We start from the raw sequence: 19,224 nt of genomic DNA, 5'->3' as shown, positions 1-19,224 counted from the left end.
CAACCGCCGGAGGCGACACTCCACCCTCAGCTACTTGACACCGCTCGAATACGAGCTAGGATTCAGGAAACTCACCGACCTGGCAGCCTAAACCGGTGTCAATAAAATCGGGAACACTCCACCTCGACCTGCGGCCCCAGCAGACCGGCCTTCCTCCGCCTGCCTGACATCGCACTCGCCTCCCTCGCGGGAGCCCAGTGCCCCCGCGATCGAGGCTGCTCTCAGCCCGAAACTATGCCGACACGCGGCAGGTTCGAACGACGCAGAAGCCCGCCGCCGTCACGCGGACACGCAACGAACATCGCCATCCTCGGCATAGTCGCGGTGTCGGCATAGGTCGATCTATGCGGACATCCGCATAGATCGACGAGACCGGGTTCGTCAAGAAGGGGACCCGTTCGGCCGGGGTGCAGCGTCAGTACACCGGGGCCACCGGCAAGATCGACAACTGTCAGCTCGGGGTGTTTCTGGCCTACGCCAGCCCGCGTGGCCGGGCGCTGATCGACCGCGAGTTGTATCTGCCCCGGTCCTGGACCGATGACCGGCAGCGGTGTGCCGCCGCCGGGGTCCCGGACGAGGTCGGGTTCGCGACCAAGCCCGAGCAGGGTCTGGCGATGCTGGAACGCGCACACGCCGGCGGGGTGCTGACCGGGTGGGTGACCGCGGACGAGGCCTACGGGCAGAACCGCCGGTTCCGGGACTGGCTGGCCGCCCGGGCGGTGCCGTTCGTCCTGGCGACTCGCAGTGACGACGTGCTGGCCTGCCCCGATGGGCGCCGCTACGAGGCCAAAATGCTGGCCGCGCTTGCCGGAGCGGACAGCTGGGAGCGGCGCAGTGCTGGGCCCGGCGCGCACGGTGAGCGGCTCTATGACTGGACCGTGCTCACCCTCGACGCCGCGGGGCTGCCCGCCGGGTGGGGGCACTGGCTACTGGTCCGGCGCCAGATTCCCAGCAAGATCACCCCGCCACCCGGGAAGGAGCCGGAGCTGGCGTTCTACCGCTGCGCCGGCCCAGCAGCGACGCCGGTACCGGAGCTGATCCGGGTGGCCGGGGCGAGGTGGGCGATCGAGGAGTGCTTCCAGACCGCGAAGAACGAACCGGCCTTGATCAGTACCAGGTCCGCTCCTGGCGAGCCTGGTACGCGCACATCACGCTCGCGATGCTCGCCGCCGCCTACCTCGCCGCCACCCGCGCCCAGGAGGCGGAAAAGGGGGATCCACTACTGGCGACGACGGCCTGATCGCGCTGACCAGCAACGAGATCCGCCGCCTGCTCGCCACGCTCGCCCTCGCCCCGCTCACCTGCCTAACCAGCACGCTCAGCTGGTCCGGCTGGCGACGCCGCCGGCAACATCAAGCCCGCGCCTGCCACTACCGACGCCGCGGCCACCGACCACAATGACCATGAACTGCCGTTGCAGTAGTAGGCGGCGGGTCCACACGTACCGCGTCCTGATGCGGCAGGTGCGGCCGTGGCCGGGCGCACCCGGTGCCGGGGGCTCCAGAGCACCCTCGCTCACCGCACTCGGCGCGACGGAGGACGCGGGGACGACGCCGCGCTGACCGCCCGTCCGGGGCGGCCGATCGTGTCGCACGGGCTCAACCGCCCTCGCCGTCGCGCGCAGCGAGGAAATATGCTCCCAGCGTGCCGGCGAGCGTCGCGAACACCGCAACCGAGTAGACGGCGAGCACGACCTCGAGCAAGCGGGCGAGGCCGCCTGGTGCGCTCAGCGGCTCACCGGTGATGGTCGCCAACGCCGCGTCGTGCAGTGCGCCGCCGTACGTGTCGTAAGCACCCAGGACGAACAGCAGTTGGCTCGACGACAACACGACGACCGCGGTCACGACGCCCAGCCACGCGACGCGGCCGGACAGCAGCCGTCCCGCGGAGCGCGAGCCACGCACTGCTGCTGAGAGCACCCCGCCCACCCGGGCAGCTCGCAGAAATGCGACAGCGCGGGCGAACCGGAGGAACGGCACGAGCAGGAAGACCAGCTGCCACCAGTTCCGCGCCCAGAACCGCTTCGGGTCGCGGGCGATGACGGCCCGGAACACGAACTCGGCCACGAAGACCAGCCACAGGAGCCAGCCGGTCACCGCGAGCGCCGCGACGAGAGCGGGGTCCTCGGCCAAGGCCTGGCCGAGGACGACGAGCAGGAACACCAGCCCGAGGGCGCCCATCGGGCGATCCATACGGCGAGCGAGTCGCTCCGCACGCGCGTACCCGCGCTCGGCATCTCCTGGCGTCGGCGGCACCCAGACGGCTGTACCCGAAGCACGATGGCTCACGCGCTGCCCGAGAGCGTGGGTGGTGATCCGCTCGCTGAAGCGCCCACGACCGGTTGCGGGGCCGTCGCTGCGGCGCGACCGTGTCGACGTGAACCGCCTCAGTGCCAGTACTCCGTGCGGCGCCACACCATGGCGACCAGCATCAGCGGGAACATGATCACGTGCCCGGCGACCATCAGCGCGGACCCGGACAGCGCGCCCAGCCAGTACGGCACCAGCAGCGCCACGAACGGCAGGTACATCGCCGCGGACATCTCCACGGACCGCGGCCACGAATGGCCCCGGATGCGCATCCACACCACCATCGCGATCGTCATGTCGATGGCCATCACCAGCGCGTCCACGTCCGCCCGCGCCGGTCAGTCGGAGGGCCAGAGCGGAGCGAGCGCCACCATCCCGACGACCATGGCCACGACCATCTCCAGGTAGTGCCCGACGAACCGGGCGAGCTTCGCCGCGGTGCCACGGGTCGGGCGGGTGATCTGCGTGGTCGTCATGGCGGGGCCCTCCGGTTCGCTCGGTGACTGACGCGAACAAGGGTCTCGGCAGGCGGCGCCGCTGCCAGGTGCCGGAGGTCATGGCACGGGGTCATGGCCACGGCATGACCGCCTCAGAGCAGGTCGAGTGCGCGGGCGCGCAGGGCGGCCTGGGTGCGGTCGCGGGCGCCGAGCTTGGCCAGCACGTTCGTCACATGGTTCTTCACCGTGCCCTCGGCGAGGAACAGCGTCGCGGCGATCTCCCGGTTGCTGCGGCCGTCGGCCAGCAGCCGCAGCACCTCCAGCTCGCGGTCCGACAGCGGCACGACCAGCGGCTGCGGGCGCGGCGCCGGTGCGGTGTCGGGCAGCTGGGCGAAGCGGGCCACGACCTTCGCCGCGACCGATGGCTGCAGCACCGACTCACCCCGGGCGGCGGCCAGCACCGCCTCGACCAGCCGCGCCGAGGAGACGTCCTTGAGCAGGTAGCCGACCGCGCCGGCGCGCAGGGCGGCGAACACGTCCTCGTCGTCGTCGAACGTCGTCAGCGCGATGACCCGGACTCCCGCCTGTTCCACGCGCAGCCGGCGGGTGGCCGCGATGCCGTCCAGCACCGGCATGCGCAGGTCCATCAGCACGACGTCGGGTGCGAGCTCGGCGGACCGGCGCAGCGCCTCGTCGCCGTTGCCGGCCTCGCCCACCACCTCGACGTCGTCGCGCACGGCCAGGAGCGTCGCCAGTGCCTCGCGGAAGAGCCCCTGGTCGTCGACGAGCAGGACCCGCACAGGGCTCATCGGTTTCTCACCCCGGCACCTCCATGCTCAGCGTGCAGCCGCGGCCGGGTGCCGACTCCACGTGCAGCCGTCCGCCGAGGTGCGCTGCCCGCTCCCGCAGCCCCATCAGGCCGAAGCCCGGCGACGGTCCGTCGGTGGTGCCCGTCCCGTCGTCGCGGACCTCGAGGCGGACCACGGCGTTCGCGTAGTCCAGCACCAGGTCGGCGCGGGTGGCGTGGGCGTGCTTGCGGACGTTGGTCAGGCCTTCCTGGGCGGCCCGGTACAGCGCCTCCCGGGTCTCGTCCGGCAGCGGCCGGTCCGCGCCGGACACCGTGAGCCGGATCGGTACGCCCGCCGCGGAGATCTCCTCGGCCAGCGCGTGCAGCGCCTCGGGCAGCGGCGGCGTCGAGCGCGCCTCGCGCAGGGCGCGCACCGAGCGGCGCACCTCGGCCAGCGCCTCCTCGGACTGCCGCTGCGCCTTGGCCAACACGGCGTCGGCCCTGGCCGTGTCGGTCGCCAGCACCGCCCGCGCGGCCTTGACCTGCATCTGGACGACCGTGAGCGAGTGACCGAGCCCGTCGTGGATGTCGCGCGCCACCCGGTTGCGCTCCTGCGCCGTGGCGAGCCGCTCCGCCTGCGTGGCGTAGTCGCGCAGCTGCTCGTGGGCCTCGGCCAGCTCGCGGCGGGTCTGCTGCTCCCGCCGTAGCAGCTCGGTGACGACCGCGGCGAACAGCGCCGCGGCGAGCGTGCCGAGGCCTTCCCGCAGCGCTTCGCCCCACGACATCCCGGCATGGACGAACGGGGTCAGCGCGACCACCACCGCGGTGGCCGGGAGCGGGAGCAGCAGCACGCACTGGCTCACCAGGACGACGAGAAACAGCGTGGCCCCGACGCTCGGGTCGATCGTGAAGGTCACGAAGGCGAGCGGGAGCTGGATCGCGACGTAGGCCACGGCCCAGCCGAGCCGGCCGTGTCGTCGCATCCACGGGAAACCGACGATGCCGAGCACGGTGAAGACCGCGCCGAGCAGCATCGCCGGGAGGGGATCCCCGGAGCCGAGCACCCCGAGCACCAGCGTGAGGAACGCGCCACCGGTCAGCACCGCGAGGGCCCGGTTCACGTGACCACTCTGGAGTGCCGGACGGTCGTGGTCAACGACCGGTGCTGTCGCCGACCACGGCCGAGATCCGCCGTGCGCAGCTCGGGGTGATGCCCTCCGCGGGCGGATGCTCCGGCCCGGCTGCACCGGTGGCGGCAGGCGCAGCCACGCGGTGGAAACGGCGACAGGAGCAGGCCGGGACGACACCGTCGTGGGCACCAGCGGACACACGCACCCGATGTCACGCCGCCTCGAGCAGCGCACGGCCGCCGGCGGTCAGCTGCACGGGCCCCGCCGAGGCGCTGATCAGCCCGGCAGCCGCGAGCCGCGCCCCGACGTGCTGATCGCAGCAGGCCAGCCCGTCCACGACCAGCGACACCCCGACCTTGTCGGCGATCGCGCACCGTCCGGCCGCAGCGGCGCGGAGCACGGCCCAGTCCCGGTGGCTCAGCGGGACAGTGATCGAAATGGACATCGGGATCCTCCCCTTCCGGCTCGGGCCTGGGCGGCGCGTCCTTGTGCAGGTGAGACCCGCGAGCGGCGCGGAACTCATCGCGGGGAGCCTCGGCGCGACGCAGGTGCCCCGGCCGGGGCACCGCCCGCGGCGGTCAGGAGTTCGGCACGGTCGCGGTGTCGGGCCGCGCGCCGTCACCTGCGACCCGCCGGTCCCACTCGGCGAGGACCGCGCGGTCGGTCGGGCGCGAGCCCAAGCTGGCGACGATGTAGGCCACCAGGCCGGCGGCCAGGCCGACGTAGACGGGCTCGTTGGCGTAGATATCGCCGACCGCGAGCATCGTGGCGAGGGTGGCGACAGTGCCGGCGGCCATGGCCAGCAGCGCGCCCGCGCTGGTGCCGCGCCGCCAGAGCAGGCCGCCGAGGATCGGGACCAGCAGGCCGCCGACGAGGATGTCGTAGGCGACGGTCAGCGCGGCCACGACGTCCTGCAGCACACACGCGATCACGATCATCGCGATCCCGAACGCGGCGACGTAGAGCCGGTTGCTGCGCACGTGCTCGTGCTCGTTGCCGCCGTCTCCCACGCTCTGCCCGCGCAGCCGCTGCACGATGTCCTGCCGGAACACCGTGGCGGTCGCGATCAGCGCGCCGCTCGAGGTCGACATCACCGCGGCCAGCGCTGCGGCGAGCACCAGCCCGGCAAGCAGCGCCGGCATCGTCGCCTCGACGACCGCGGCGAAGGCGTCGTCGCGGGCGTCGACCGCGGGCAGGATCACCCGGGCGGCCATGCCGATCACGGCGCCGGCCACGCCGTAGAGCAGGCAGTACACGCCCGATGCGGTGCCCGCCCACCGCGCCACCTGCGGGCTGCGTGCGGTGAAGACCCGCTGCCAGATGTCCTGCCCGATCAGCAGACCGAAGGTGTAGACGACGAAGTACGTGAGGATCGTGCCGCCGCCGATGGTCGTCAGCGACAGTGCCTCCACCGGCAGCTTCTCGGCCAGCCCGCCGAACCCGCCCGCCTTCACGAGCACGACCGGCAGCAGGATGAGGAAGATCCCGACGGTCTTGATCACGAACTGGACGAAGTCGGTCAGCGTGATCGACCACATGCCGCCCAGCGTCGAGTAGATGACGACGACGCTGCCGCCGACGATGATCGCGGGCACCTTCGGCATGTCGAACAGCGCACCGAAGATCGTGGCGTAGGCGATGGTGGACGTGGCCGACAGCATGAGCGTGTAGCCCCACATGACCACCCCGGACAGCACGCTGGAGCCGGGGCCGTAGCGCAGCTCGAGCATCTGGCTCACGGTGTAGACGCCGAGGCGCTGGATCTTCCCGGCGAACAGCAGCGAGAGCACCAGGATGCCGGTGCCGAGCCACATGCCGGACAGGCCGTACTCGTAGCCGAGCCCGACGCCGCCGATCGTGGAGGCGCCGCCGAGGACGATGGCGGCCATCGTCCCGGAGTACAGCAGCGGCCCGAGGCGGCGGCCCGCCACGAGGAAGTCCGACTGCGTGGTGGCGCGGCGCTTGCCCCAGAACCCGAACGCGATCATCGCGCCGAGGTAGAGGACGACGACGGCGACGTCCATGGTCACTCCTTGATGTCGAGGTGGAGCAGGGTCGGGCGGTCGGCCGACAGCGCGTCGGCCACGAGCGCGGTGAGCGCGTCCGGGTCGGTCGTGCGGACCCCGTGCGCGCCGATCGCGGTGGCGATCGCGGCGAGGTCCGGGGTGTGCAGGTCGACGGCCGTCGGCGGGATCCCGCGGGCCGCCTGCTGGTCGCGGATCTCGCGGTACCCGCCGTTGTCGACGACGACCACGGGCACCGGGAGCCGCAGCTCGGTGAGGGTGACGAGCTCCTGGATCGAGAACATCAGCGCGCCGTCCCCGAGCAGCGCGGCCACCGGGGTCCGGGGGCGCGCGACCGCGGCGCCGACGGCCGCGGGCAGCCCGTAGCCGAGCGTCGCGTAGCCGGGGGTGTAGCAGAACCGGCGCGGCGCCGGGACGTCGAAGAAGTGGACGGCGCCGAAGTAGGTGACCTGCGAGCTGTCCCCGGTGAGCACGGCGTCGGCGGGCAGCGCGGCGCGGACGGCCGCGCTGATCCGCTCGTGGATCCCGGCGTCGGCGCGCGCCTCCTCGCGGCAGGCGTCGCGCAGCTTCGCGGCCCGCCCCGGTCCGTCCGCGGCGGCGCGCTCCGCCGGCAGCGCCGCGCGGACGGCGGCGAGCGCCATGGTCGCGTCGGCGTGCAGCCGCACGTCGGCGCGGCAGTTCTTGTCGAGCTGGCCGGCCTCGATGTCGCAGCGGACGACGGTCCGGGCGCCGATGCGGCCCTCCCACAGGTCGGAGTCGCCCAGCTCCGTGCCGACGACCAGCAGCACGTCGCTCGCCGCGGCCTCGTCCTGCAGGACGCGCAGCCGGACGGCCGCGCCGACGGCGAGCGGATGGGTCTCGGCGAGCGCACCCTTGCCGTTGACGGTGGTCGCGACCGGCGCGTCGAGCTCCTCGGCCAGCGCGGTGAGCTCTCCCGTCGCGTCGACGGCCCCGCCGCCCGCGACCACCAGTGGGCGGTGCGCGCCCGCGAGCAGCTCGGCGGCGCGCCGGACGGCGGCGGGGTCGGGCGCGGGCGGGGCGACCGGGCCGGCGACCCGGACCCCGCCGGCCCACGCCTGCTCGAGCACGTCGACGGGAACCTCGACGTGCACCGGCCGCGGCCGGGTACCGGAGAACGACGCGAACGCCTCGGTGACGGCCTCGGCGGCCTCGTCCGCATTGCCGACCCGGCGGCTCCACCGCACCAGGCGGTCCATCGCGCCGGTCGAGTCCTTGGTCTCGTGCAGCATGCCGAGGTCGGCGCCCTCGGTGCCGGTGGGCACGCCGGGGGACACGACGAGCACCGGCTGCGACTCGGCGTAGGCGGTGGCGGCGGCCGTCATCGCGTTGGTCAGGCCGGGCCCGCTGGTCGTGACGACGACACCGGGCCGGCCGGACACCCGCGCGTAGGCCTCGGCGGCGTAGCCCGCGCCCTGCTCGTGCCGCGGCGTGACCGGGGTGATGCCGGCGCCTGCGAGGTGCCGATAGAGCTCGAGGTTGTGGGTGCCGGGGATCCCGAAGACGGTGTCGACGCCGTGGGCGGCCAGGGTCTCCACGACGGCTGCTCCGCCGTTGCGGTACCCGGTCATCGCGACACCACGAGCACGGAGAGCAGCTCGTAGGCCACGTGCGCGGCGGCGATGCCGGTGATCTCGGCGTGGTCGTAGGCGGGCGCGACCTCCACGATGTCGGCCCCGACGATGTTCGCGCCGGCCAGCCCGCGCAGCGAGTGCAGCAGCTCACGGCTCGTCAGCCCACCCGCCTCGGGGGTGCCCGTACCGGGCGCGTGCGCCGGGTCCAGCACGTCGATGTCGACCGAGACGTAGACCGGGGCGTCGCCGAGCCGGGCCCGCATCCGCTCCACGACGGTGGCGACCCCGTCGGTCTGGTAGTCGTCGGAGCCGATGACCTGGAAGCCGAGCACGCCGTCCTCGGTGAGGTCCTTGTCGGAGTAGAGCGGCCCGCGGATGCCGACGTGCAGGCAGCGCTCCGGGTCGAGCAGCCCCTCCTCGCCGGCGCGGCGGAACGGGGTGCCGTGGGTGTACGGGGCGCCGAAGTAGGTGTCCCAGGTGTCGAGGTGGGCGTCGAAATGCAGCACCGCGATCGGGCCGTGGGCGCGGTGCACCGAGCGCAGCAGCGGCAGCGCGATCGTGTGGTCGCCGCCGATGGACAGCAGCTTCGCGCCCGCGCCGCGCAGCGCGTCGGCGCCGCTCTCGACCGTGCGGATGGCGTCCTCGAGGTCGAACGGGTTGATCGCGAGATCGCCTGCGTCCGCCACCTGCTGCGCCCCGAACGGCATGACGTCGAGTGCCGGGTGGTAGGGCCGCAGCAGCTTCGACGACGCCCGGACGTGCGCTGGACCGAACCGGGCGCCGGGCCGGTAGGACACGCCCGAGTCGAAGGGCATGCCGACGACGGCGACGTCCACGCGGTCGACCTGGTCGGTGCGGGGCAGGCGGGCGAAGGTCGTGGGGCCGGCGTAGCGCGGCACGGCGGTCGCGTCAACCGGTCCGATCGGCTCGGGACGGGACATCTGCTGCTCCTGGAGGCTCTCGGGTGCGGCAAGGGTCCCGTTCCGCGGGAGGCGTTCAGAAGGGACGATGTGTCGAAACCGGTGATCGGGCTCTCGCCGGAACGTCGAGGGGGTGTCGCATGCTCACGGTGGCCGCGCTCGTCGCCGATCCGGTGCTGCGCCTCGAGGTCGTCGCGGGCCACGTGGGCGTCGACCGGGTGGTCGAGGCGGCGGCGGTGTCGGAGCTGGCGGAGCCGGGCCCCTGGCTGCAGGGCGGGGAGCTGCTGCTGACGATCGGCCTGCTGCTCGACGAGTCCTACGCGGGGTGCGCAGGTTACGTCCGGGGGCTGGGGGCTGCCGGGGTGCGTGCACTCGGCCTCGGTCTCGGCGCCGACCTGCGCTACCAGGCCGCGCCGGAGTGCCTGGTGCGCGCGGCCGACGAGGTCGGCATGCCGCTGTTGGTCGTCCCGGACGGTGTCCCGTTCATCGCGGTGACCAAGGCCGTGTTCGCCCACCACGCCCGCGAGGAGCGGCGCCGGCTCGAGTGGGCGTCACGCACCCAGCGGGCGCTCACCGCCGCGGCGGTGCAACCGGGCGGGCTGGTCGGGGTCCTCGCCGCGCACGCCCGCGCCACCGACCGGACGGGTCTGGTCGTCGACCTGCTCGGCAGGCCCGTCGCGGAGTCCGGTGCCGGCGCCGCCCGGCTCGCGGGCGAGCTCGGCGGGCTGGTCGAGTCGGTGCGCGAGCAGGGGCTCCTCGGGGCGGCCGTGGACGTGACGCCGCAGCGCCGCCGCGAGGTGCACCCACTGGGCTCGCGGCGGCTCCGGGCGTGGCTGCTCCTCGACGGGCCCGTCGACGGGCCCAGCTCCGCGCAGGTCACCGGGGACCTCGTCTCCCTGTTGTCGCTGGAGCTGGAGCGTCGGCACGGGCTGACCGCGGCGGGCAGGCGGGGCCGCGCGCAGGTGGTGGCGCGGCTGGCCCGCGGCGCGGTGGACGACCTGGTCGCCGCCCGCCTGCTGGAGTCGGTCGGGCTGCCCGACGGCGACCTGCGGGCCGCCGTCATCGCCGCGCCGGGGGACGCCGACGACCTGGCCGCCGACCTCTCCGCGTCGCTGCCCGACGCGCTGACACGGGTGGTCGACGAGCTGGTGGAGCTGGCCGTGCCCACCGCGGTCGACCTGCCCGCCGTGCTCTCCACGCTGGCGACGGGCCACCCGGCGGGCATCGGCATCGGCGTCCGGCCCGGAGCGCTCGCCGTCTCGCTGCGGCAGGCCCACTCCGCGCTGCCGGAGAGCCGGGTCACCGGCCGGCACACACAGGCGAGTGAGATCGCGAGCAGCCGGATGCTGCTCTCCACCGTCACGGCCGACCGGCTGCAGGCCTATGCCGACGCGGTGCTCGGACACCTCGACGCGTCCGACCGGTCCGAGGAGCTGCACCGGGCGCTCACCGTCTTCCTGGAGCACAACGGGCACTGGGAGAGCGCCGCCGCGGCCCTCGGCGTGCACCGACACACCGTCCGCAGCCGGATCGAGGCCGTCGAGAAGCACACCGGACGACGCATGGCGTCGGCACAGGACCGCCAGGAGCTGTGGCTCGCGCTGCGCGCCCGGGACCTCGCACGGATGTCGGTCGACGACGCGACCTGATCACCGGCCCCGGCGCTCGCGCCGCTGGTGCTCCGCGGCTCGGCGGCGCCAGAGCTCGCGCCGTTCGCGGTGAGCCGGTTCGTGGGCCGGCCCGCCAGGCCCCGTCAGCCCCATCCGGAGCCTGGTGGAACCCGGCCCCGACCTGGTGCACTTGTGCCTCGATCCGGTGGTGCGGGAGGAGATCCTCATGGCGACCGACGGCACGACCGGCAAGGGCGACCGCCCGCACCGGCGGACTCACGTCCAGGGCGTCGACTACGAACGCGTCGGAGCCGACTACCTGCGGCAGCGGGAACTGCGCCGGGGCGCAGCAGGCTGGCTGCTTCTCGCGGGACTCGGCGTGGCCTACGTGATCTCCGGGGACTTCGCGGGCTGGAACTTCGGGCTGGCCGAGGGCGGCTGGGGTGGCCTGCTGATCGCCACGGTGCTCATGGCCACCATGTACACCTGCATGGTCTTCGGCCTGGCCGAGCTGGCCACGGCCATCCCGGTGGCCGGAGCGGGGTACGGCTTCGCCCGCCGCGCGCTCGGCCCGTTCGGCGGGTTCGCCACCGGCACCGCGATCCTCATCGAGTACGCGATCGCGCCTGCCGCGATCGCCGTGTTCATCGGCGGCTACGTCGAGGCGCTCGGCCTGTTCGGGCTGACCAGCGGGTGGCCGGTCTACCTGGTCTGCTACGCCGTCTTCGTCGGCATCCACCTATGGGGCGTCGGCGAGGCGCTGAAGGTGATGTTCGCGATCACCGCGGTCGCCGTCGTCGCGCTCGTCGCGTTCGTGGTGGGGATGGTGCCGCGCGTCGAGTTCGGCAAGCTGCTCGACATCGCCCCCACCGACGCGTTCGGCGCGAGCGCCTTCCTCCCGTTCGGCGTCGCCGGGGTGCTCGCGGCGCTGGTGTACGGGATCTGGTTCTTCCTCGCCGTGGAGGGGGTGCCGCTGGCCGCCGAGGAGGCGCGCGACCCCGCGCGGGACATGCCGCGCGGGATCCTCGGGGCGATGGCCGTGCTGCTGGTGTTCGCCGGACTGATGCTCGTGATCGCGCCGGGCGCGGCCGGCTCGTCGGCCATCCAGGACTCCGACAACCCGCTGCCGCTCGCGGTCCGCACGGCGTTCGGCGGCGACACCTGGCTCGCGCAGTTCGTCAACTACGTCGGTCTCGCCGGGCTGGTCGCCAGCTTCTTCTCGATCATCTACGCCTACTCGCGCATGCTGTTCGCGCTGTCCCGCGCCGGCTACCTGCCGCGGCGGCTGTCGGTCACCGGTCGGCGGAAGACGCCGTACCTGGCGCTGATCGTGCCGGCGGGCATCGGCTTCGCGCTCGCCGCGGCCACCGGCAACGGCGCCCTGCTGATCAACATCGCGGTGTTCGGCGCCACGGTGTCCTATGTGCTGATGATGGTGTCGCACATCGTGCTGCGGGTCCGCGAGCCGCAGCTGCCGCGCCCGTACCGGACGCCCGGCGGCGTCGTCACCACCGGGGTGGCCCTCGTGCTCGCTGCGGCGGCCGTGGTGGCCACGTTCGTCGTCGACCCGCTGGCCGCGGCGATCACGGCGGGCATCTTCGTGGTCGCGCTCGCGTACTTCTGGTTCTTCAGCCGCCACCGGCTGGTCGCGAACGCGCCCGAGGAGGAGTTCGCAGCGATCGCGCGGGCCGAGGCCGAGCTCGCGGGGGACTGACATGCGCTACCGGACGACGGTCGGAGGCACGACGTATGGCTTCGACTCGCTCACCGCCGTGCTCGCCAAGGCGAGCCCGGCCCGCTCGGGCGACCAGCTCGCCGGGGTGGCGGCCGAGAGCGCGGGGGAGCGGGTGGCGGCGCGGTCGGTGCTGGCCGACCTGCCGCTGGCGGTGTTCCTCTCCGAACCGGTCGTGGCCTACGAGGCCGACGAGGTCACCCGCCTCATCGTCGACACCCACGACGCGGCCGCGTTCGCGCCGGTGTCGCACCTGACGGTCGGCGGCTTCCGCGACTGGCTGCTGTCCTACGACGCGACACCGGAGGTGCTCACGGCGCTCGCGCCGGGGCTGACCCCGGAGATGGTCGCGGCGGTGTCGAAGCTGATGCGCAACCAGGACCTCATCCAGGTGGCGCGCAAGTGCCGGGTCGTGACGCGGTTCCGCAACACGATCGGGCTGCCCGGCAGGCTGTCGGTACGGCTGCAGCCCAACCATCCCACCGACGACCCGCACGGCGTCGCCGCCTCGATCCTCGACGGGCTGCTGCACGGCTGCGGCGACGCGGTCATCGGCATCAACCCGGCGACCGACAGCATCCCGGCGGCGATCACGCTGCTGCACCTGATCGACGACGTGCGGCAGCGCTACGACATCCCGACCCAGTCGTGCGTGCTGACCCACGTCACGAACACGATCGCGGCCGTCGAGCGCGGCGCACCGGTGGACCTGGTGTTCCAGTCGATCGCCGGCACGGAGGCGGCGAACCGGGCGTTCGGCGTCGACCTGGCCGTGCTGGGCGAGGCCCACGACGCGGCGCTGTCGCTGGGCCGGGGCACGGTCGGGGAGAACGCCATGTACTTCGAGACCGGGCAGGGCAGCGCGCTGTCCGCGGACGCCCACCACGGCGTCGACCAGCAGACGCTCGAGGCACGCGCGTACGCCGTGGCCCGCCGCTTCGACCCGCTCCTGGTCAACACCGTCGTGGGGTTCATCGGACCGGAGTACCTCTACGACGGCAAGCAGATCACGCGCGCCGGGCTGGAGGACCACTTCTGCGGGAAGCTCCTCGGTGTCCCCATGGGCTGCGACGTCTGCTACACCAACCACGCCGAAGCCGACCAGGACGACATGGACACCCTGCTCACGCTGCTGGGCGCGGCGGGGGTCACCTTCGTGATGGGCGTCCCCGGCGCGGACGACATCATGCTCAACTACCAGAGCACCTCCTTCCACGACGCCCTCTACCTGCGCTCGGTCCTCGGGCTGTCGCCCGCTCCGGAGTTCGAGGCGTGGCTGGACCGGATGGGCCTGCTCGACGACGAGCGGCGGGTCCGCGAACTGGCGCCGCAGAGCCCGGAGCTGACCCGGTTCGTCGGCGCGCTGGAGGCATCGTGACCGGGACCGCGCCGGTGCCGCCGGACCCGTGGACGGCGCTGCGCAGGCACACCGCGGCCAGGGTCGGCCTCGGCCGTGCGGGCGACAGCCTGCCGACGGCGCGGCTGCTCGAGTTCGAGGTCGCGCACGCGGCGGCCCGCGACGCCGTGCACACGCCGGTCGACCTCGCGTCGGTCCGGGCGCAGCTCGGCGACCACCCGACGGTCACGGTGCGCAGCGCGGCCCCCGACCGGGCCGCCTACCTGCAGCGGCCGGATCTGGGCAGGCGGCTCGACCCGGAATGCGCCGGCCTGCTGGAGCGCGGCGACCACGACGTCGCGTTCGTGATCGCCGACGGGCTGTCCGCGCGCGCGGTGCACGACCACGCCGCGGTGGTGCTGCGGGAGGTGCTCGAGCGGCTTGACGGCTGGCGGGTGGCGCCGGTGGTGCTCGCGACCCAGGGCCGCGTCGCGCTCGGGGACGAGATCGGGGAGCGGCTCGGCGCGGCACTGGTCGTCGTGCTGCTCGGGGAGCGGCCCGGCCTGTCCGCCGCGGACAGTCTCGGCATCTACCTGACCGCGCACCCCCGGATCGGCCGCCGCGACTCCGAGCGCAACTGCATCTCCAACGTGCACCCTCCGGACGGGCTCGGACACGTCGCAGCGGCGGAGAAGCTCGTGTATCTGATGGCCGAGGCCCGCCGGCTCGGCCTCAGCGGGGTCGAGCTCAAGGACGACGCCGCCTCGATCCCGGCGAACTGAACCACCCCGTCAGCGTGCTCGACCCTCGACCGTCTGTCCGGTCGGCGTGGCGTTCCCACCGAACCTCGTGCCCCGGCTGCACGTGGCGGACGCCGAGCCGGTTGAGCAGGTGACAGGCGGGGGGCGGACGAGCTGGCCTGTAAGCCGGACGAGGTTCGGCAATTGCCGACGTCTCGCGTCAGCTCGCAACACACGGTCTGAGCTGCGGCGACGTTGTCGACGTCTCCCGACGTATCACGCCGATTCTCAAGATCATGTGCCCCGGATGTGCCTCGTGATCTTGCGCAGATCGTCCGACTGCCCCACATCAAATGTGACCGTCCGTGACATCTGGTCGTCCGGGTTGCCCGCGGTTGTTGATGACGTTACCGCGCCGCTCGAACGGCCTCTATGACCATGACACCCCCCGCGGTAGGTGCTCGGTGCGTGGTCACGTCGTGGTCGTCCCGCGGTCATGTCGTGGTCGTCCCGTGGTCAGGGCCGATGCCGCGCGATGACGCAGCGACCGCGCTCGGCCGCGCCGGTCGGTGGCACCGCAGCGGCGGACTATCGGTCGCGCCAGGCAAGCGGTGACGTCCGGACGGCGACTTCGGCGATCCGAAGGGCCGTGTCGGTGCGGAGGGCCTCCCGCGAGGAGGCGATCCAGCCCTCGACGCCCGCGTTCCCGCCCGCCCGGTACTCCACCGCCTGCAGGAGGCACTCCAGCTTGTCCGCGTCCCGCGCGCACCGCGCTTCCGGCGAGATCTGCGACTCATACTCGGTCACTGCCTCCCGCACGGTCGTGGCCGCCGCCTCGGGCAGCCGCGCGACCTGATCCGCCGTGACCGCCTCCGCATCGATTCGGCCCGACAGATACGGCCGGGCGGTGTGCGGAAGGTCGCCGGTGCGGGTCTCCTGCGAGTCGTGCCAGACCGCCAGCAACGCCGCCCGCGCCGGGTCGGCACCCTCTTGCGCAGCGATCAGCGCGGCCAGCTGTGCCACGCGCAGACTGTGCTCGGCCACCGACTCGGCATCCCGGATCCCCGCGTGCGACCACCCGGTTCGCCGCAGCCGCTTGAGCACCCCGAGCTCGAACGCGAATCCGACGATCCCCGCCGCGTCACCGTCAGCTTCAGCCACGCAGCCGATCCTGCCTCATGCCCCGGCGAGACGGGCCGCGTAGCCCACGCACGCCAACTCCTGCCGCGTCTTGTCCGGCAACGACCCCGAGTCGAGCACCTGCTCAATCCTCCCTGCGGCGGCCGCGCGAAGGTCCGGCTGGTCCTGCAGGATCCGCGGGCGCGCCAGTATCAAGGCCCACAGCGTGTGCGCGTTGAGCATCAGATGCGGCGAGTCCGCGTCCAACCGCGCCACCAGGTGGTCCAGCAGGCGCGCTCCGGGCCACCGGTCCCGCCCGCGATCGATCATGAAGCCGTCGTCGACGCAGGTACGGTCCATCTCGCCGACCCAGTAGGCCCAGTAGTTGAGGTTCGCCATCTCCTGATGCTCATCGACCAGGCCGCGCGTGACGAACCGCTGCAGCGGATCGCGGTCGCCGTCCTGTGCGATGGCGACCGCCGACGACCGCACGGATACCCACGATGGGACGCTGTCACTGTGCTCCACCGCGCGAACCGCGGCCCGCTGCTCATCGCGTAGCCAGCGCACTGTCACATCACGCCGGTCGAAGCCGAGCAGGTAGATCGCCTGCCTCCGGAGCACCGCGTCTGCCTCAGACCGACACACGTCGGCCACCACCAGCAGGTGGTCGAAGAACCGATCCCGCTCCTCCGCGCCCAGCACCGGCCGATCCGCCACCGGTCCGCGCCGGCTTGTCCGCCGGGACAGCCCGGCAAGTCGCGCCGGCACCTCGCCGGTGAACGGCCACGTGACCAGGTTGGTCAGATCACGACGATGCACGACCTGCGCCAGAGGATGCCCGATCGGCGACGTGGTGGATCGGCCCGCCTCGACGGCGGCTGAGATCAACAGGTCCGCGTCGAGGCTTTCGCGCAAGACCTCGAACGCGTCCGGCGGTGCGCCCAGCACCATCAGCTCGCCCCGCAGCCGCGCCATGTCCACCGAGCGCAAGGCGGTCAACGGCCGCCGTCCGCTCTCCCATGCCTGGACTGTCGCCAGATCCACCCGCAACCGCTCGGCCAACGCAACCTGGGTGAGACCGGTGGATTCTCTGATCACTTTCAACGTAAATCCGCCGACCACACCATGACCACGACCGAAACCCTGACCAGCCTGCGGTGTTCGCCCTACCTCCGCCACTGGCAACCTCATTTCCGAGCGGCCACGCCCGAGAACAACACGGACCGGCAGTCAGTTCCCGCCAATCCCGACCGATCATAACGTCGACTACATGATCGGCGGGAAGCACACGGGGGCGAACCTTGCTCGATCACGACATCGCCGGCATCGCACCAGCCGCCGCCAGCGCTCAGATCGGCGGGTAGGGTGGTGGGAAGCACAGCCCAACCTGCAGATTCGAGCCCGGCGCTGGCAGTACATGGTCGACATCATCCTTCGCCGCGAACAGCCTCCAACTGGCCGACACCGCGTCGATCGAGACGAGCAAGATCTGCCGTAGCCCGCTTCCTCGGAACGCCCCGTTCCGACCACAAAGTGGCCACGGCGAAAGCATCGCTTCCGCCATATCTCGCTGCTCCGAGTAGCGCGTATTCGATCAAATGCGATTGCTACGCGAACAGCCGGAGGGTGGCCGGGTCCAGCACGGGAAGCATGTGCATAACCCGGCGGATCGGGAGTCGGTGCGACGCCCGATCCGCTGCACGCAGCACCGCGCGGGCTACGAGTCGGCGGGCGCGAACGGCAGTCGCCGTCCAGCATCCCGGCGAGGGCGACAGGGCGAGTGTCGAGACGCCGGTCTCGACCTGGCCCGACGGGCCCGGGAACGTCGCCCGCCCGTCGGTGGTCATCGTGCACCGGGATGAAAAGGCCATCGGTTCCTGATCAACCCGGCTTCGCGAGAGGCCCGGCCGCTGAGTCCGCGGCCGGGCCTTTGCGCGCTTCCCTCTCGTCGCGGCGCAACTCAATCAGCTGCGCAGCAACGCCGGGCGTAGGTCCGAGCTCACTTCCACACGGGCGGTTCGCCCACAGGGCGGCTACCGTCTCCACGGCGAGCCCTGCCGCGACAACGCAGACCGCGACCAGCAGGGCGACGGTACCCGCGTCACCCAGGCGACGCCGGCAGCCTCAGCCCGGTAACCGCGCGAACCACCACCGTCTCGCTGCCCTGGCCCGCGCGGGTCGTCGATGCCCGACGACATCACTACTCCGAGCGCGCCGACGTGGTGGCACGCCGCACCCGCCGTGGTGATGGCGCCGCTCACGGGTGGGATCAGCCCCGCGCTGGCAAGGCTCGACCGGTCCACCGGCGCGATCCGTTCGCACCTCCCCGCACGAACGTGATTCGGGAGGTGGCAGTGATCCAGCTCGAGCCGTAAACGAGCAACCCCGCGGACGGTTACACGGCCCAGGTCAACGGCGCGACCTACCACGTGGTCCGTCGAGGCGAGATGTGGACCATCCGGTCGCCCGAAGGTGGCCACACGAGAGTGCCGACGTTGGACGCGGCGCGGGAGTACCTGAGCACGCTCGCAGGCTGCGACGAGTGAGTCTAAGCTCGCGCGGATTTCGCTAGGGTGTCGAAAGGCAAGCGGCACCAGCGGGCTCCGGGCTCCTATGCCGCGCTCTCCCGGTTCTCCAGGCCCACGGCGGCCCGTAGGTCCTTGCATTCAGCCCGGAGTGCGGGGTTGTCGTCGGCCAACTCGTTCATGAGGTCGGCGAGCCCGTCGGCGATCGCGTTGAGCTTGTGCTGGACCGCATCGTCGGCCCGCTTCTGGGTGTTCTGGAGCAGGGCGACGAGCAGGAATGTGACGATGGTCGTCAGGGTGTTGATGATGAGCTGCCACGTGTCGATGTTGCCGATCAGGAGGAACGACGGCGCCCACAGGACGACCATGAGCAGACACAGCGAGAAGAACCATGCTCGTGAGACGAACCCGTTCGCCCTCGTGGCCAGGCGATCGAACACCGAGACACTGTCGGAGACATCGGACGGCATCGTCGCGTTGTCGTGGTTTCCGGCCTGCTGCTCGGACTCGGACACCGTGGCCTCCATTGACGAGTACGGGTCATCGGTCTACCCCCGCCAGCTGTGCTGAACCCGTGCAGGCGGTCCGGGTCATCGGTCTACCCCCGCCAGCTGTGCTGAACCCGTGCAGGCGGTCCGGGGGGCCTGGACGAACCGCGAGCAGTGCGAGCGCGCGGAGCCGTCTCGCGCCACTCAGACACGTGTTGGCGGCCGTTTACCGACCGGCGATCTGGACGGGTCGAGGCGCCAGTTCGCCATCGCGGGGTCAGCCTTCACATCCGTCCCACGCGGCGACCGCCGCACAGCCCACAGTTGTTCGCGGTTTCAGCCCTTCTTCGGCACGATGCTGATCGCCCCCGAACGCTCGAGCACGGCGTACTCGATCTCGTCGGCGTTCTTCACGCCCTGGGTGGTGCGGGCCTCCTGCAGGATCTCGTCCATCCGCACGTGGTGGCGGCGC

17 protein-coding genes and 1 pseudogene are annotated in these 19,224 nt (G+C 72.3%); 5 read left to right on the top strand and 13 right to left on the bottom strand.

Annotation, left to right across the window (positions count from 1 at the left end; all coding sequences use genetic code 11):
* Positions 1 to 362 precede the first annotated feature (362 nt).
* Positions 363 to 1,240: pseudogene (locus tag KME75_RS28830) on the top strand (IS701 family transposase); the annotation flags it as partial.
* A 358-nt stretch (positions 1,241 to 1,598) separates the two neighbouring features.
* Here the strand turns inward: KME75_RS28830 and KME75_RS28825 are convergent.
* The 9 genes from KME75_RS28825 to speB all read right to left on the bottom strand — a co-directional run bounded on the left by KME75_RS28825 (position 1,599) and on the right by speB (position 9,220).
* On the bottom strand, positions 1,599 to 2,180 hold the full coding sequence (locus KME75_RS28825; RefSeq protein ID WP_219418030.1) for a hypothetical protein: 582 nt from the start codon (positions 2,178 to 2,180) through the stop codon (positions 1,599 to 1,601).
* Positions 2,181 to 2,386: 206 nt separating this feature from the next.
* Positions 2,387 to 2,632, bottom strand: coding sequence for a hypothetical protein (locus KME75_RS43815; protein ID WP_246633045.1), 246 nt, complete (start codon positions 2,630 to 2,632; stop codon positions 2,387 to 2,389).
* 15 nt (positions 2,633 to 2,647) lie between these two features.
* Complete coding sequence (locus tag KME75_RS43810; protein ID WP_246633044.1) at positions 2,648 to 2,785, bottom strand: hypothetical protein; 138 nt, start codon at positions 2,783 to 2,785, stop codon at positions 2,648 to 2,650.
* A 113-nt stretch (positions 2,786 to 2,898) separates the two neighbouring features.
* Positions 2,899 to 3,555: a response regulator gene (locus tag KME75_RS28815; protein WP_219418029.1), complete on the bottom strand. Its 657-nt coding sequence runs from the start codon at positions 3,553 to 3,555 to the stop codon at positions 2,899 to 2,901.
* Between the two features lie 7 nt (positions 3,556 to 3,562).
* Positions 3,563 to 4,654, bottom strand: coding sequence for a sensor histidine kinase (locus KME75_RS28810; protein WP_219418028.1), 1,092 nt, complete (start codon positions 4,652 to 4,654; stop codon positions 3,563 to 3,565).
* A gap of 220 nt (positions 4,655 to 4,874) precedes the next feature.
* Positions 4,875 to 5,108, bottom strand: a complete 234-nt coding sequence (locus KME75_RS28805; protein ID WP_219418027.1) for a hypothetical protein — start codon at positions 5,106 to 5,108, stop codon at positions 4,875 to 4,877.
* 133 nt (positions 5,109 to 5,241) lie between these two features.
* A complete protein-coding gene (locus KME75_RS28800) occupies positions 5,242 to 6,693 on the bottom strand; it encodes a sodium:solute symporter family protein (RefSeq protein ID WP_219418026.1) in 1,452 nt (483 codons plus the stop codon).
* Complete coding sequence (locus tag KME75_RS28795) at positions 6,690 to 8,276, bottom strand: thiamine pyrophosphate-binding protein (RefSeq protein ID WP_219418025.1); 1,587 nt, start codon at positions 8,274 to 8,276, stop codon at positions 6,690 to 6,692. Before KME75_RS28795 ends, KME75_RS28800 begins: the two co-directional genes overlap by 4 nt.
* Positions 8,273 to 9,220 carry an agmatinase gene (gene speB, locus KME75_RS28790; RefSeq protein WP_219418024.1) on the bottom strand — a complete coding sequence of 316 codons (948 nt, stop codon included), beginning with the start codon at positions 9,218 to 9,220 and terminating at the stop codon, positions 8,273 to 8,275. Before speB ends, KME75_RS28795 begins: the two co-directional genes overlap by 4 nt.
* Before the next feature lie 119 nt (positions 9,221 to 9,339).
* Between speB and KME75_RS28785 the strand changes: the two genes are divergently transcribed.
* The 4 genes from KME75_RS28785 (at position 9,340) to eutC (ending at position 14,659) form a co-directional block, all read left to right on the top strand.
* Positions 9,340 to 10,848: a PucR family transcriptional regulator gene (locus tag KME75_RS28785; RefSeq protein WP_219418023.1), complete on the top strand. Its 1,509-nt coding sequence runs from the start codon at positions 9,340 to 9,342 to the stop codon at positions 10,846 to 10,848.
* A gap of 187 nt (positions 10,849 to 11,035) precedes the next feature.
* Positions 11,036 to 12,523 carry an ethanolamine permease gene (eat, locus tag KME75_RS28780; RefSeq protein WP_219418034.1) on the top strand — a complete coding sequence of 496 codons (1,488 nt, stop codon included), beginning with the start codon at positions 11,036 to 11,038 and terminating at the stop codon, positions 12,521 to 12,523.
* Between the two features lies 1 nt (position 12,524).
* Positions 12,525 to 13,919 carry an ethanolamine ammonia-lyase subunit EutB gene (locus KME75_RS28775; RefSeq protein ID WP_219418022.1) on the top strand — a complete coding sequence of 465 codons (1,395 nt, stop codon included), beginning with the start codon at positions 12,525 to 12,527 and terminating at the stop codon, positions 13,917 to 13,919.
* Positions 13,916 to 14,659, top strand: a complete 744-nt coding sequence (gene eutC / locus KME75_RS28770; protein ID WP_308283178.1) for an ethanolamine ammonia-lyase subunit EutC — start codon at positions 13,916 to 13,918, stop codon at positions 14,657 to 14,659. The genes KME75_RS28775 and eutC overlap by 4 nt, the downstream gene beginning before the upstream one ends.
* Before the next feature lie 546 nt (positions 14,660 to 15,205).
* Here eutC and KME75_RS28765 read toward each other — a convergent pair.
* The 4 genes from KME75_RS28765 to KME75_RS46985 all read right to left on the bottom strand — a co-directional run bounded on the left by KME75_RS28765 (position 15,206) and on the right by KME75_RS46985 (position 19,211).
* Positions 15,206 to 15,778, bottom strand: coding sequence for an HD domain-containing protein (locus KME75_RS28765; protein ID WP_308283177.1), 573 nt, complete (start codon positions 15,776 to 15,778; stop codon positions 15,206 to 15,208).
* A 15-nt stretch (positions 15,779 to 15,793) separates the two neighbouring features.
* Complete coding sequence (locus tag KME75_RS28760; RefSeq protein WP_219418021.1) at positions 15,794 to 16,918, bottom strand: helix-turn-helix domain-containing protein; 1,125 nt, start codon at positions 16,916 to 16,918, stop codon at positions 15,794 to 15,796.
* A 1,432-nt stretch (positions 16,919 to 18,350) separates the two neighbouring features.
* Positions 18,351 to 18,779, bottom strand: coding sequence for a low affinity iron permease family protein (locus KME75_RS28755; RefSeq protein WP_308283176.1), 429 nt, complete (start codon positions 18,777 to 18,779; stop codon positions 18,351 to 18,353).
* 309 nt (positions 18,780 to 19,088) lie between these two features.
* Complete coding sequence (locus tag KME75_RS46985) at positions 19,089 to 19,211, bottom strand: YetF domain-containing protein (RefSeq protein WP_372452692.1); 123 nt, start codon at positions 19,209 to 19,211, stop codon at positions 19,089 to 19,091.
* Positions 19,212 to 19,224 lie beyond the last annotated feature (13 nt).

Origin of the sequence: Pseudonocardia nigra (assembly GCF_019396355.1) — a bacterium.
Taxonomy (GTDB): Bacteria; Actinomycetota; Actinomycetes; order Mycobacteriales; family Pseudonocardiaceae; genus Pseudonocardia; species Pseudonocardia nigra.
Note: the sequence above shows the minus strand (reverse complement) of the source record. Positions and strands in the feature narration are given on the sequence as shown.